Genomic DNA, 12,423 nt, shown 5'->3' with positions numbered 1-12,423 from the left:
CGCTTACCCCAGGATCTCTTCGACGCTCTTGCCGCGCTTGGCGGCGACGGTCGCCGGATCGGTCATGGCGCGCAGACCATTGACGGTGGCGCGCACGACATTGATCGGGTTGTTGGTGCCGATGCACTTGGCGAGCACGTTCTGCACGCCCAGCACCTCGAACACGGCACGCATGGCACCGCCGGCGATGATGCCGGTACCCTCGGAGGCCGGCTGCATGAAGACCTTGGCCGCACCATGCTTGCCCTGCAACGGATATTGCAGGGTCGAGCCGTTGAGCTTGACCTCGATCATGTTCTTGCGCGCGTTCTCCATCGCCTTCTGGATCGCGATCGGCACCTCACGCGCCTTGCCGCGACCGAAGCCGACCCGGCCCTTGCCGTCGCCGACCACGGTCAGGGCGGCGAAACCGAACTGACGGCCACCCTTGACCACCTTGGCGACACGGTTGACCGCCACCAGCTTTTCGAGGAGATCGTCGCCTTCCACTTTTGGATTGAAGTTTGCCATTGCTCGCTCCCCTAGAATTTCAACCCGCCTTCACGCGCGGCATCCGCCAGCGCCTTGAGACGGCCGTGATAACGGAAGCCGGAACGGTCGAAGGCGACTGTCTCGACACCAGCGGCCAGGGCGCGCTCGGCGATCGCCTTGCCGATGACGACGGCGGCGGCGATGTTGGCCTTGTTGCCCGTGATCTGCTCGGCCAGGGCCTTCTCGACGGTCGAGGCGCTGGCGAGCACGCGGTCGCCGGTCTCGCCGGGCGCGATGATCTGGGCATAGGTGTGGCGCGGCGTGCGATGCACGCACAGCCGGTAGACGCCAAGCTCGCGAATCTTGGCGCGGGCCCGCGTCGCACGACGCAGGCGAGCCTGTTTCTTGTCCATCGTTGAGACCCCTTATTTCTTCTTGGCTTCCTTACGCAGGACGTTCTCGTCCGCGTAACGAACACCCTTGCCCTTGTACGGCTCCGGCGGACGATAGGCCCGGATCTCGGAGGCGACCTGACCGACCTGCTGCTTGTCGGCGCCCGACACCAGGATCTCGGTCTGACTGGGGGTCTCGATCGTGATGCCCTTCGGCACCGGATAGTCGACCGGATGTGAGAAGCCCAGGCTGAGGTTGAGCACGTCGCCCTTGGCCTGCGCGCGATAACCGACGCCGACCAGGGTCAGCTTGCGCGTAAAACCGGTGCCGCAGCCGGTGACCATGTTGTTGAGCAGCGCACGGGTGGTGCCGGCCATGGCCCAGGCTTCGGTCTGGCCCTCGGCGGGCGCGACCCGGATCTCGCCGTTCTCTTCGCAGACGCGAACGGTCGGATGGACACGCCAGTCCAGGGCGCCCTTCGGACCCTTGACCTTGACGTCCTGACCGCTGATCTCGACGGTGACGCCCTTGGGCAGCTTGATGGGAGCTTTTGCAACACGTGACATCGTAGTCTCCCCCTTAAGCGACGTAGGCGATGATCTCGCCGCCGTGTCCGGCCTGACGGGCCGCGCGGTCGGTCATCAGACCCTTGGAGGTGGAGACGATGGCGATGCCGAGTCCGGCCCAGACCTTGGGCAGCTCGTCTTTGCCGCGATAGATGCGCAGTCCGGGGCGCGAAACGCGCTTGAGGAACTCGATCACGGGCTTGCCGCGATAATACTTGAGCTTGATGACCAGCTCGGGCTTGCCGCTCTTGGCTTCGACCATGGCGTCGGCGATGTAGCCTTCTTCCTTCAGCAGGTTCGCGATCGCGACCTTCTGCTTGGAGGACGGCATCACGATCGTGATCTTACCGCGCTGCTGGCCGTTGCGGATGCGTGTCAGCATATCCGCAATCGGATCCGACATACTCATTGGCTTCTCCGTGGGTCAGGCCGTCGTTGCGACGCGATACCCGATAGGTTGAAAAACGTGTGGCTGAGCTTACCAGCTCGCCTTGACGACGCCGGGGACGTCCCCGCGCATCACGGCCTCGCGCAGCTTGTTGCGCGACAGACCGAACTTGCGATAGACCGCGTGCGGGCGACCGCTGACGCGGCAGCGACGCTGCTGGCGCGTCGGGCCGGCGTCGCGCGGCAGCTTCTGCAGCTTCAGCGTCGCCTCGTCGATCTGCTCGGGCGTGGCGTTGCGATCATTGATCACCGCCTTGAGGGCCGCGCGCTTGGCACTGAAGCGGGCGGCGGTCTCGGTGCGCTTGCGATCGCGCGCAATCATACTCTTCTTCGCCATGCGATTACCTTAGGTCCGGAAGGGGAAGTTGAAGGCTTCGAGCAGGGCACGGCCTTCCTCATCCGTCCGCGCCGTGGTCGTGATGGTGATGTCGAGTCCGCGCAGCGCGTCGATCTTATCGTAATCGATCTCGGGGAACATGATCTGTTCGCGCACGCCCATCGAATAGTTGCCGCGACCGTCGAACGACTTGGCGCTCAGGCCGCGGAAGTCGCGGATACGCGGGATCGAGATATTGATCAGGCGATCGAGGAACTCGTACATGCGCTCGCGACGCAGCGTGACCTTGCAGCCGATCGGCCAGCCTTCGCGGATCTTGAACCCGGCGACCGACTTGCGGGCGTAGGTCACGATCGGCTGCTGACCGGCGATGGCGCGCAGATCGGCGACGGCATTGTCCATGACCTTCTTGTCGGCCACGGCCTCGCCCACGCCCATGTTGAGCGTGATCTTCTCGATCTTGGGCACCTGCATCACGCTCTGGTAGCCGAAGCGCTCCTTGAGCTGAGGCACGATGCGCTCTTTGTATTCGGTCTGTAATCTGGACATCTCGCTTCACCCGGTCAGACGTCGACGACTTCGCCGTTGGACTTGAACACACGCACCTTGCGCCCGTCTTCCAGAGTCTTGAAGCCGACGCGGTCGGCACTGCCCTTGATCGGGTTGTAGAGCCCGACGTTGGAGACGTGGATCGGCATCGCCTTGTCGACGATTCCGCCCGGCACGCCGGCCTGCGGATTGCCTTTCCGGTGCTTGCGGGCGATGTTGATGTTCTCGACGACGATGTGATTCTCGTCGATCACCTTGAGCACCGTGCCGCGCTTGCCCTTGTCCTTGCCGGCGATGACCATGACGTCATCACCCTTCTTGATCTTTCTCATGACTATCGTCTCCTCAGAGCACTTCCGGCGCCAGCGAGATGATCTTCATGAAACGCTCGCCGCGCAGCTCGCGCGTGACAGGCCCGAAGATACGGGTGCCGATGGGTTGAAGCTGGTTATTCAAGAGCACGGCGGCGTTGCCGTCGAAACGGATCAGCGAGCCGTCGGGACGACGCACGCCATGACGGGTGCGCACGACGACCGCGTTGTAGACATCGCCCTTCTTGACCTTACCGCGTGGGATGGCGTCCTTGACGGTGACCTTGATGACATCGCCGATGCCCGCGTAGCGACGATGCGACCCGCCGAGCACCTTGATGCACATCACGCTCTTGGCGCCGCTGTTGTCGGCGACGCTCAGATTGGTCTGCATCTGAATCATTGTCTTTATACCTAAAAAGCTCGTTGCTGATCCGGGAATGGACCGATGGCTCCGCGAAATGGCCGCGCCGCAAGCGCCGAGCCGGAAGTACGCGAGACTGGCAAACGCCGCTCAGCGCGCCTTTTCGAGGATCTCGATCAGACGCCAGGTCTTGGTCTTGGAGAGCGGACGGCACTGCTCGACCCGCACCAGATCGCCGACGTTGCAGCTGTTGGCCTCGTCGTGGGCGTGGATCTTGGTCGAGCGGCGCATGAACTTGCCATAGAGCGGGTGCTTGACACGGCGCTCGATCACGACCGTGATGGTCTTGTCCATGGCGCTGCTGGTCACGCGCCCTTCGAGTGTCCGGTTGGTCTTGATCTCGTTCTCGTCGCTCATGATTTCCCGCCCGCCTTCTGCTCGGCCATGATGGTCTTGATCCGGGCGATGTCCCGGCGCACGGCCTTCATGCGCGAAGGCTTGGACAACTGACCGGTGCCCCGCTGCATGCGCAGATTGAATTGCTCGCGCAGCAGCTCCATCAACTGTGTCTGAAGCTCTTGGGCGCTGTTGGTTCTAAGCTCGTTGGCCTTCATCACAGAATCGTCCGCTTTTCAAAGGTGGTCTGCACCGGCAGCTTGGCGGCGGCCAGCTTGAAGGCCTCGCGCGCGAGTTCCTCGCTGACACCCTCGATCTCGTAGAGCATGCTGCCCGGCTGGATCAGCGCGACCCAGTACTCGACGTTACCCTTACCCTTACCCATACGCACTTCGAGCGGCTTCTTGGAGATCGGTTTGTCCGGGAACACCCGGATCCAGATCTTGCCGCCACGCTTGACGCTACGGGAGATGGCACGACGGGCGGCCTCGATCTGGCGCGCGGTGAGACGACCACGCTCGGTCGCCTTGAGACCGAACTCGCCGAAGCTCACCCGGTTGCCGCTCTGGGCCAGACCGCGGTTGCGGCCCTTGTGTTGCTTTCTGAATTTGGTGCGTTTCGGTTGCAGCATGACTTAACCCTTCTTTCCGGACGCCTTCGGCGCCGGTTCCTCGGGCTGCTGGTCGCCGAAAACCTCGCCCTTGAAGATCCAGACCTTGACTCCGAGCACGCCGTAGGTCGTCTTGGCCTCGGCGAAACCGTAGTCGATGTCGGCGCGCAGGGTGTGCAGCGGCACACGGCCTTCACGCGCCCACTCGCTGCGTGCGATCTCGGCCCCGTTCAGACGACCGGCGACGCTGACCTTGATGCCCTCGGCGCCCAGACGCATGGTGTTCTGGATCGAGCGCTTCATGGCGCGGCGGAACATGATACGCCGTTCGAGCTGCTGAGCAATGCCCTCGGCCACCAGCTGCGCGTCGAGCTCCGGCTTGCGGATCTCCTCGATGGCGATGTGCACCGGAATGCCCATCATCGCCGACACCTTGGCGCGCAGCTTGTCGATGTCCTCGCCCTTCTTGCCGATCACCACGCCCGGACGGGCGGTGTGAATGGTGATGTGGGCGTTCTTGGCCGGACGGTCGATCTGGATGCGGCTCACCGAGGCCTTGGCGAGTTCCTTGCGCAGGAAGTCGCGGACCTGGAGATCGGTGTTGAGCAGATCGGCATAGTCCTTGGAATTGGCATACCACTTGGATGTCCAGTCCTTGACGATGCCAAGCCGGATACCATTCGGATGAACTTTCTGTCCCATACTGGTCCCCTGGATCCTCTAGACTTCGGCCACGGTCAGCGTGATGTGGCTGGTGCGTTTCATGATGCGGTTGGCGCGGCCCTTGGCGCGCGGCATGATCCGCTTCATGGTCGGCCCCTCGTTGACCTGGATGGCCGCGACCTTGAGTTCGTCGATATCGGCGCCCTCATTGTGCTCGGCGTTGGCGATCGCCGACTCCAGGACTTTCTTGATGATGTCGGCGCCCTTCTTGGGGCTGAAGGACAGCGTGTTGATGGCTTCCTCGACACGCTTGCCGCGAATCAGATCCGCGACCAGTCGGGCCTTCTGCGCCGAGATCCGGGCGTATTTGTGTGTGGCTACAGCTTGCATCGCGATCTCCGACTAGCGCTTCTTCGCTTTCTTGTCGGCGGCGTGACCACGATAGGTACGGGTCAACGCGAACTCGCCGAGCTTGTGGCCGATCATGTTTTCGTTGACGAGAACCGGCACATGTTGACGCCCGTTGTGGACGGCAATGGTCAGACCGACCATCTCAGGCAACACCATGGAACGGCGCGACCAGGTCTTGATCGGGCGCTTGCTGTTTTGGGCGACCGCCTCTTCCACCTTCTTGATCAGGTGATGATCGACGAACGGGCCCTTTCGAATCGAACGTGGCACTGGCTCAACCTCGACTGATGCTATTTCTGACCGCGACGACGCACGATCATGCCGTCGGTCCGCTTGTTGTGGCGCGTCTTGTGGCCCTTGGTCGGCACACCCCAGGGCGTGACCGGATGACGGCCGCCGGAGGTCCGGCCCTCGCCACCGCCGTGCGGGTGATCGACCGGGTTCATGACCACGCCGCGCACCGTCGGACGGATACCGCGCCAGCGGCTCGCGCCGGCCTTGCCGAGCTTGCGCAGGCTGTGTTCGCTGTTGCCCACCTCGCCGATGACGGCGCGGCAGTCGGAGTGCACTTTACGCATCTCACCGGAACGCAGACGCAGGGTCGCGCTGCCGGACTCACGCGCCACCAGCTGCACCGAGGCGCCGGCCGAACGGGCGAGCTGGGCACCCTTGCCGGGCCGCATCTCGATGCAATGCACCAAGGTGCCGACCGGGATGTTGCGCAGCGGCATGCAGTTGCCGACCGCGATCGGCGCGGTCTCGCCCGAGACGACCGAGTCGCCGGCCTTCAGGCCCTTGGACGCGATGATATAGGCGCGCTCGCCGTCGGCATACTTCAGCAGCGCGATGTGCGCCGAGCGGTTCGGGTCGTACTCCAGACGCTCCACGGTCGCGGGGATCCCGTCCTTGCGGTTGCGCTTGAAGTCGATGATCCGGTAACGCTGCTTGTGACCGCCGCCCTGATGACGCACGGACACGCGGCCCTGATTGTTGCGCCCGCCACGCTTGGTCTGCTTGTCGATCAGGGGTGCGTGCGGCGCGCCCTTGTGCAGATCGGGTGTCGTCACCTTGACGACGAAGCGTCGTCCGGCGGACGTCGGTTTGGTCTTTACGATTGGCATCTTGATCTATCCGTTGCTGTCCGCCGCCGCGCTCAAGCGGCGTCGCCGAAGTCGATGTCTTGGCCGGCCTTGAGGCGCACATAGGCCTTGCGCCAGTCCTGACGCTTGCCCAGACGCTGCCCGTGGCGCTTCTGTTTGCCCTTGACGTTGAGGATCTGGACGCGATCGACCTCGACCTCGAACAGCATCTCGACCGCCTTGGCGACTTCCTGCTTGGTCGCGTCGGTCAGGACGCGGAAGGTCACCTGGTTGCAATTCTCAGCCAGACGCGAGGCCTTCTCGGAGATCACGGGCGCGACCAGCACCTTCATCAGACGCTCTTTATTCATGCCAGCCGCTCCTCCAGCTTCTTGATCGCCGCCTCGGTGGCGAGGATGGTCTCGAAGGCGATCAGGCTGACCGGATCGACCTCTTGCGCCGACAGCACGTCGACTCCGGGCAGATTGCGCGCGGCCAGATAGAGCCTGTCGTCGAACCCATCGGTGAGGATGAGCGCGTCGGTCAGGTCATGGCTCTTGAGCAGCGCGATCAGGGCCTTGGTCTTGGCCTCTTCCAGCGCCAGCTCGGAGACGACCACCAGACGCTCGGTGCGCACCAGCTCGGAGAGGATCGAGCGCACGGCGCCGCGATACATCTTGCGGTTGACCTTCTGGCCGTAGTCGCGCGGCTGGGCCGCGAAGGTCACACCGCCCGAGCGCCACAGCGGGCTACGCGAGGTACCCGCACGGGCACGACCGGTTCCCTTCTGGCGCCACGGTTTGGAACCGCCACCGGAAACCGCCGCGCGGTTCTTCTGGGCCTTGGTGCCGGCGCGCGCGCCCGCCATGTAGGCGGTCACGACCTGGTGGACCAGGCCTGGTTTGTATTCCACGCCGAAGACGGCGTCGGAAACCTGCACACTGGACGCGCCAGTGTGGTTTCGAATGGCGATCTCCATGAGTGCTCAGCCCTTGTTCTTTTGCTTCACGGACGGCAGCACGACCAGACGCCCTCCCGTCGGTCCGGGCACGCCGCCGCGGACGAGGAGCAGGTTGCGTTCGGCGTCGATGCGCACGACCTCGAGATTTTGCTGACAACGATTGGCGGCGCCGAGATGACCCGCCATCTTCTTACCCTTCCACACGCGCCCAGGGGTCTGGTTCTGACCGATGGAACCCGGCGCACGGTGCGACAGCGAGTTGCCGTGGGTGCGGTCCTGACCGGCGAAGTGGTGACGGCGGATGACGCCGGAAAAACCACGCCCCTTGGTCACGCCACGCACATCGACCTTCTGGCCCGGCTCGAAGATGGAGACCGAGATCTCCTGACCGACCTGCAGGTCGGCGCCCTCTTCGCCTTCCAGGCGGAACTCGCGCAGCACTTCACCCGCCTCGACACCGGCCTTGGCGTAATGACCCGCCATCGGCTTGGTGACGCGCGAGGCGCGGCGCTGGCCGAAGGCGACCTGGATGGCACGATAGCCATCGGTCTCTTCGGACTTGACCTGACTGACGCGGTTCGGCGTGACCTCGATCACGGTGACCGGGATGCTCTCACCAGCCTCGGTGAAGACACGGGTCATGCCGGCTTTGCGTCCGATAACTCCGATCGACATGATTTCGTCCTCAGCTCAGCTTGATCTGGACGTCGACACCGGCGGCCAGATCGAGTTTCATCAGGGCGTCGACGGTCTTGTCGGTCGGGTCGACGATGTCCATCAGACGCTTGTGGGTCCGCAGCTCGTACTGGTCGCGCGCGTCCTTGTTGACGTGCGGCGAGACCAGAACGGTGAAGCGCTCCTTCTTGGACGGCAGCGGGACAGGACCACGCACCTGAGCGCCGGTGCGCTTGGCGGTGTCGACGATCTCACGCGCGGACTGATCGATCAGACGATGATCGAACGCCTTCAGCCGAATTCGGATTCTCTGATTCGTCATGCCCTTACTCGATGATCTTGGAAACCACACCCGCGCCGACGGTGCGACCGCCCTCGCGGACCGCAAAGCGCAGACCTTCTTCCATGGCGATCGGCGCGATCAGCTTGATCGTCATCTTGACGTTGTCGCCCGGCATCACCATTTCGACGCCCTCGGGCAGCTCGCAGGCGCCGGTGACGTCGGTGGTGCGGAAGTAGAACTGCGGACGGTAGCCGTTGAAGAAGGGGGTGTGACGCCCGCCTTCTTCCTTGCTCAGCACGTACACTTCGGCCTCGAAGTGGGTGTGCGGGGTGATCGAGCCGGGCTTGGCCAGCACCTGGCCGCGCTCGACGTCTTCACGCTTGGTGCCGCGCAGCAGGGCGCCGATGTTGTCGCCGGCCTGACCCTGGTCGAGCAGCTTGCGGAACATCTCCACCCCGGTGCAGGTGGTCTTGACGGTATCGCGGATACCGACGATGGCCACTTCATCGCCGACCTTGACGATGCCGCGCTCGACACGACCGGTCACCACGGTGCCGCGACCCGAGATCGAGAACACGTCTTCGATCGGCATCAGGAAGGCGCCGTCGATGGCCCGCTCCGGCTCGGGGATGTAGCTGTCGAGCGCTTCCATCAGCCGGTCGATCGAGGGACCGCCGATCTCGGAGGTGTCGCCTTCCAGCGCCAGCTTGGCCGAACCCGTGATGATCGGGGTGTCGTCGCCGGGGAAGTCGTAGCTGGAGAGCAGCTCGCGCACTTCCATTTCGACCAGCTCCAGGAGCTCGGCGTCGTCGACCATGTCGGCCTTGTTCAGGTACACCACGATGTAGGGCACGCCGACCTGACGCGACAGCAGGATGTGCTCGCGGGTCTGGGGCATCGGGCCGTCGGCGGCCGACACGACCAGGATCGCGCCGTCCATCTGGGCGGCACCCGTGATCATGTTCTTGACGTAGTCGGCGTGGCCGGGGCAGTCGACGTGGGCGTAGTGCCGCTTGGCGCTCTCGTACTCCACGTGCGCCGTGGCAATGGTGATGCCGCGCTCACGCTCTTCCGGGGCGTTGTCGATCTGGTCGTAGGCCCGCGCTTCGCCGCCGAACTTCTTCGCCTGATGCGTGGTGATCGCCGCCGTCAGCGTGGTCTTGCCATGGTCGACGTGGCCGATGGTGCCGACGTTGACGTGAGGCTTGCTACGTTGAAATTTTTCTTTGGACATCCCGCTCTACCCTTCGGATGAATCGTTACTTCTTCTTGGAGACCGCTTCGGCAATGCTGGCGGGCACCTCGTTGTACTTGCAGAATTCCATGCTGTAGGTCGCGCGACCCTGGGTCGCCGAACGCAGGTCGGTGGCGTAACCGAACATCTCCGACAGCGGAACCTCGGCACGGATGATCTTGCCGGACGGGGAATCGTCCATGCCCTGGATCATGCCGCGACGGCTGTTGATGTCGCCCATGACGTCGCCCATGTTCTCTTCGGGCGTGACCACCTCGACCTTCATGATCGGCTCCAGCAGGACCGGCTTGGCCTTGGCCGCCGCTTCCTTGATCGCCATAGAGCCGGCGATCTTGAACGCCATTTCGCTCGAGTCGACTTCGTGATAGGAGCCGTCGTAGAGCGTGACCTTGATATCGACCATGGGGAAGCCGGCCAGGATGCCGTTCTTCATGGCCTCCTGGATGCCCTTGTCGACCGCCGGGATGTATTCCTTCGGCACGGTACCGCCGACGATGGCGTTGACGAACTCATAGCCGCCACCGGCCTCCATCGGCTCGACGCGGATGAGGACGTGACCGTACTGACCGCGACCGCCGGACTGACGGGCGAACTTGGTTTCCTGCTCGACGCTGGCACGGATGGTTTCGCGATAGCTGACCTGTGGCGCGCCGACGTTGGCCTCGACCTTGAACTCGCGACGCATGCGGTCGACGATGATCTCCAGGTGCAGCTCGCCCATGCCGGAGATGATGGTCTGACCGGATTCCTCGTCGGTGTGGACGCGGAACGACGGGTCTTCCTGCGCCAGCTTCTGCAGCGCGAGACCCATCTTCTCCTGGTCGCCCTTGGTCTTGGGTTCGACCGCGACCGAAATGACCGGCTCAGGGAACTCCATGCGCTCCAGGGTGATGATGTTGTTGAGATCGCACAGGGTATCGCCCGTGGTCACGTCCTTCAGACCGACCGCCGCAGCGATGTCGCCGGCGCGCACTTCCTTGATCTCTTCACGCTGGTTGGCGTGCATCTGCAGGATACGGCCGACGCGCTCCTTCTTGCCCTTGACCGGGTTGTAGACGGTGTCGCCAGAGTTGAGCACACCCGAATAGACGCGGAAGAAGGTCAGGGTGCCGACAAAGGGGTCGGTCGCGATCTTGAAGGCCAGCGCCGAGAAGGATTCATCATCGGACGGCTTGCGCTCGCCCTCGGAATTGTCCTTGTCGTCGAGGATACCCTTGATGGCGGGCACGTCGACCGGCGACGGCATGTAGTCGAGCACGGCGTCGAGCATGGCCTGCACGCCCTTGTTCTTGAACGCCGAGCCGCACAGCATGGGCACGATCTCGCTCTTCAGGGTGCGCGCGCGCAGGCCGGCTTTGATCTCGGCCTCGGTCAGGCTCTCGCCTTCGAGATACTTCTCCATCAGCTCTTCACTGGACTCGGCGGCAGCCTCGACCAGCTTCTCGCGCCACTCTTCGCAGGCATCGACCATGTCGGCCGGAATGTCGCCGTACTCGAACTTGGTGCCCTTGGACTCTTCGTCCCAGAGGATGGCCTTCATCTTGACCAGGTCGACGACGCCCTTGAAGTGTTCTTCGGCGCCGATCGGCAGTTGGAGAGGAACGGGATTGCCGCCCAGACGATCCTTGACCTGACCGACGACGCGCAGGAAGTTTGCGCCCATGCGGTCCATCTTATTGACGAACGCCAGACGCGGAACGCCGTACTTGTTGGCCTGACGCCAGACGGTCTCGGATTGAGGCTCGACGCCGCCGACAGCGCAGAAGACGGCACAGGCGCCGTCGAGCACGCGCAGAGAACGCTCGACTTCGATGGTGAAGTCGACGTGCCCGGGGGTGTCGATGATGTTGATGCGATGCTCAGGACGGTCGAGCGCCATGCCCTTCCAGAAGCAGGTGGTCGCCGCAGACGTGATGGTGATGCCACGCTCCTGCTCCTGCTCCATCCAGTCCATGGTGGCGGCGCCGTCGTGCACCTCGCCGAGTTTGTGCGAGACACCCGTGTAGAACAGGATGCGCTCCGTGGTAGTGGTCTTCCCGGCATCGATGTGCGCCATGATGCCAAGATTGCGATACCGCTCGATGGGTGTGCTACGTGCCACGACTGAATCCGCCTTGATGATCCTAAAGAACTCGAAAAAACGAACGCGAGACCGAGGGTTTACCAACGGTAATGCGAGAAGGCTTTGTTGGCTTCGGCCATACGATGGGTGTCTTCTTTCTTCTTCACCGCCGAACCGCGCGACTCGGCCGCGTCCATCAGCTCACCGGCGAGACGCTGGGCCATGGACTTCTCGGACCGCTTGCGCGCCGAATCGATCAGCCAGCGCATGGCCAGCGAGTTGCGACGGGTCGGACGCACCTCGACCGGAACCTGATAGGTGGCGCCGCCGACGCGACGCGACTTGACCTCGACCACCGGACGCACGTTCTCCATCGCCTGCTCGAGCAGCTCGACCGGGCTTCCGCCCTTCTTCTCGGCGATCTGATCCAGGGCGCTGTAGATGATGCGCTCGGCGACGGACTTCTTGCCGTCTTCCATCATCATGTTGATGAACTTGGTCAGCAACTCGCTTCCGTGCTTGGGGTCCGGAAGGATTTGACGACGAGCGGCAACGCGTCTTCTTGGCATGGTCTTCTAAGGCTCCGACGT

The 12,423-nt window shown here is 63.5% G+C and carries 22 protein-coding genes; all 22 read right to left on the bottom strand.

From position 1 onward, the window contains the following. Positions 1-3: 3 nt before the first annotated feature. Positions 4-510, bottom strand: a complete 507-nt coding sequence (rpsE, locus tag Atep_RS06795) for a 30S ribosomal protein S5 (RefSeq protein ID WP_213381040.1) — start codon at positions 508-510, stop codon at positions 4-6. Positions 511-521: 11 nt separating this feature from the next. Further along, a complete protein-coding gene (gene rplR / locus Atep_RS06790; protein WP_213381039.1) occupies positions 522-884 on the bottom strand; it encodes a 50S ribosomal protein L18 in 363 nt (120 codons plus the stop codon). Positions 885-896: 12 nt separating this feature from the next. Further along, positions 897-1,430, bottom strand: coding sequence for a 50S ribosomal protein L6 (gene rplF / locus Atep_RS06785; RefSeq protein WP_213381038.1), 534 nt, complete (start codon positions 1,428-1,430; stop codon positions 897-899). 13 nt (positions 1,431-1,443) lie between these two features. Further along, positions 1,444-1,839: a 30S ribosomal protein S8 gene (gene rpsH / locus Atep_RS06780; RefSeq protein ID WP_176978173.1), complete on the bottom strand. Its 396-nt coding sequence runs from the start codon at positions 1,837-1,839 to the stop codon at positions 1,444-1,446. Positions 1,840-1,908: 69 nt separating this feature from the next. Beyond that, complete coding sequence (rpsN, locus tag Atep_RS06775; RefSeq protein WP_176978174.1) at positions 1,909-2,214, bottom strand: 30S ribosomal protein S14; 306 nt, start codon at positions 2,212-2,214, stop codon at positions 1,909-1,911. Between the two features lie 9 nt (positions 2,215-2,223). After that, positions 2,224-2,763 (bottom strand): 50S ribosomal protein L5, encoded by a 540-nt coding sequence (gene rplE, locus Atep_RS06770; protein ID WP_213381037.1) that lies wholly within the window; start codon positions 2,761-2,763, stop codon positions 2,224-2,226. Positions 2,764-2,777: 14 nt separating this feature from the next. Further along, on the bottom strand, positions 2,778-3,095 hold the full coding sequence (rplX, locus tag Atep_RS06765; protein ID WP_213381036.1) for a 50S ribosomal protein L24: 318 nt from the start codon (positions 3,093-3,095) through the stop codon (positions 2,778-2,780). Between the two features lie 13 nt (positions 3,096-3,108). After that, positions 3,109-3,477, bottom strand: coding sequence for a 50S ribosomal protein L14 (gene rplN / locus Atep_RS06760; protein ID WP_012971542.1), 369 nt, complete (start codon positions 3,475-3,477; stop codon positions 3,109-3,111). 111 nt (positions 3,478-3,588) lie between these two features. Next, positions 3,589-3,855 (bottom strand): 30S ribosomal protein S17, encoded by a 267-nt coding sequence (gene rpsQ / locus Atep_RS06755; protein WP_213381035.1) that lies wholly within the window; start codon positions 3,853-3,855, stop codon positions 3,589-3,591. Beyond that, the gene (gene rpmC, locus Atep_RS06750; RefSeq protein ID WP_012971544.1) at positions 3,852-4,052 is read right to left on the bottom strand and encodes a 50S ribosomal protein L29; all 201 of its coding nucleotides are present in this window, start codon (positions 4,050-4,052) and stop codon (positions 3,852-3,854) included. The genes rpsQ and rpmC overlap by 4 nt, the downstream gene beginning before the upstream one ends. Then, positions 4,052-4,465 (bottom strand): 50S ribosomal protein L16, encoded by a 414-nt coding sequence (gene rplP / locus Atep_RS06745; RefSeq protein WP_176978178.1) that lies wholly within the window; start codon positions 4,463-4,465, stop codon positions 4,052-4,054. The genes rpmC and rplP overlap by 1 nt, the downstream gene beginning before the upstream one ends. Positions 4,466-4,468: 3 nt before the next feature. After that, positions 4,469-5,146: a 30S ribosomal protein S3 gene (rpsC, locus tag Atep_RS06740; protein ID WP_213381034.1), complete on the bottom strand. Its 678-nt coding sequence runs from the start codon at positions 5,144-5,146 to the stop codon at positions 4,469-4,471. A gap of 18 nt (positions 5,147-5,164) precedes the next feature. After that, positions 5,165-5,497 (bottom strand): 50S ribosomal protein L22, encoded by a 333-nt coding sequence (gene rplV / locus Atep_RS06735; protein ID WP_213381032.1) that lies wholly within the window; start codon positions 5,495-5,497, stop codon positions 5,165-5,167. Between the two features lie 12 nt (positions 5,498-5,509). Beyond that, positions 5,510-5,788 (bottom strand): 30S ribosomal protein S19, encoded by a 279-nt coding sequence (gene rpsS / locus Atep_RS06730; RefSeq protein ID WP_012971548.1) that lies wholly within the window; start codon positions 5,786-5,788, stop codon positions 5,510-5,512. Positions 5,789-5,808: 20 nt separating this feature from the next. After that, on the bottom strand, positions 5,809-6,639 hold the full coding sequence (rplB, locus tag Atep_RS06725; protein ID WP_213381030.1) for a 50S ribosomal protein L2: 831 nt from the start codon (positions 6,637-6,639) through the stop codon (positions 5,809-5,811). 32 nt (positions 6,640-6,671) lie between these two features. Continuing rightward, positions 6,672-6,968: a 50S ribosomal protein L23 gene (gene rplW / locus Atep_RS06720; protein ID WP_213381028.1), complete on the bottom strand. Its 297-nt coding sequence runs from the start codon at positions 6,966-6,968 to the stop codon at positions 6,672-6,674. Further along, entirely contained in the window at positions 6,965-7,576 is a 612-nt protein-coding gene (gene rplD / locus Atep_RS06715; protein WP_213381027.1) for a 50S ribosomal protein L4, read from the bottom strand. Before rplD ends, rplW begins: the two co-directional genes overlap by 4 nt. A 6-nt stretch (positions 7,577-7,582) precedes the next feature. After that, positions 7,583-8,233 carry a 50S ribosomal protein L3 gene (gene rplC / locus Atep_RS06710; protein ID WP_213381023.1) on the bottom strand — a complete coding sequence of 217 codons (651 nt, stop codon included), beginning with the start codon at positions 8,231-8,233 and terminating at the stop codon, positions 7,583-7,585. A gap of 10 nt (positions 8,234-8,243) precedes the next feature. Then, positions 8,244-8,555: a 30S ribosomal protein S10 gene (gene rpsJ, locus Atep_RS06705; RefSeq protein WP_007040450.1), complete on the bottom strand. Its 312-nt coding sequence runs from the start codon at positions 8,553-8,555 to the stop codon at positions 8,244-8,246. A gap of 4 nt (positions 8,556-8,559) precedes the next feature. Beyond that, a complete protein-coding gene (tuf, locus tag Atep_RS06700; RefSeq protein ID WP_213381006.1) occupies positions 8,560-9,750 on the bottom strand; it encodes an elongation factor Tu in 1,191 nt (396 codons plus the stop codon). 25 nt (positions 9,751-9,775) lie between these two features. Beyond that, on the bottom strand, positions 9,776-11,872 hold the full coding sequence (gene fusA, locus Atep_RS06695) for an elongation factor G (RefSeq protein ID WP_213381021.1): 2,097 nt from the start codon (positions 11,870-11,872) through the stop codon (positions 9,776-9,778). A gap of 59 nt (positions 11,873-11,931) precedes the next feature. Then, entirely contained in the window at positions 11,932-12,402 is a 471-nt protein-coding gene (gene rpsG, locus Atep_RS06690; RefSeq protein WP_213381020.1) for a 30S ribosomal protein S7, read from the bottom strand. Between the last annotated feature and the right edge of the window lie 21 nt (positions 12,403-12,423).

The organism is Allochromatium tepidum, assembly GCF_018409545.1.
In the GTDB taxonomy this organism is placed as follows: Bacteria; Pseudomonadota; Gammaproteobacteria; order Chromatiales; family Chromatiaceae; genus Thermochromatium; species Thermochromatium tepidum_A.
This window is presented reverse-complemented; position numbering and strand designations above follow the sequence as displayed.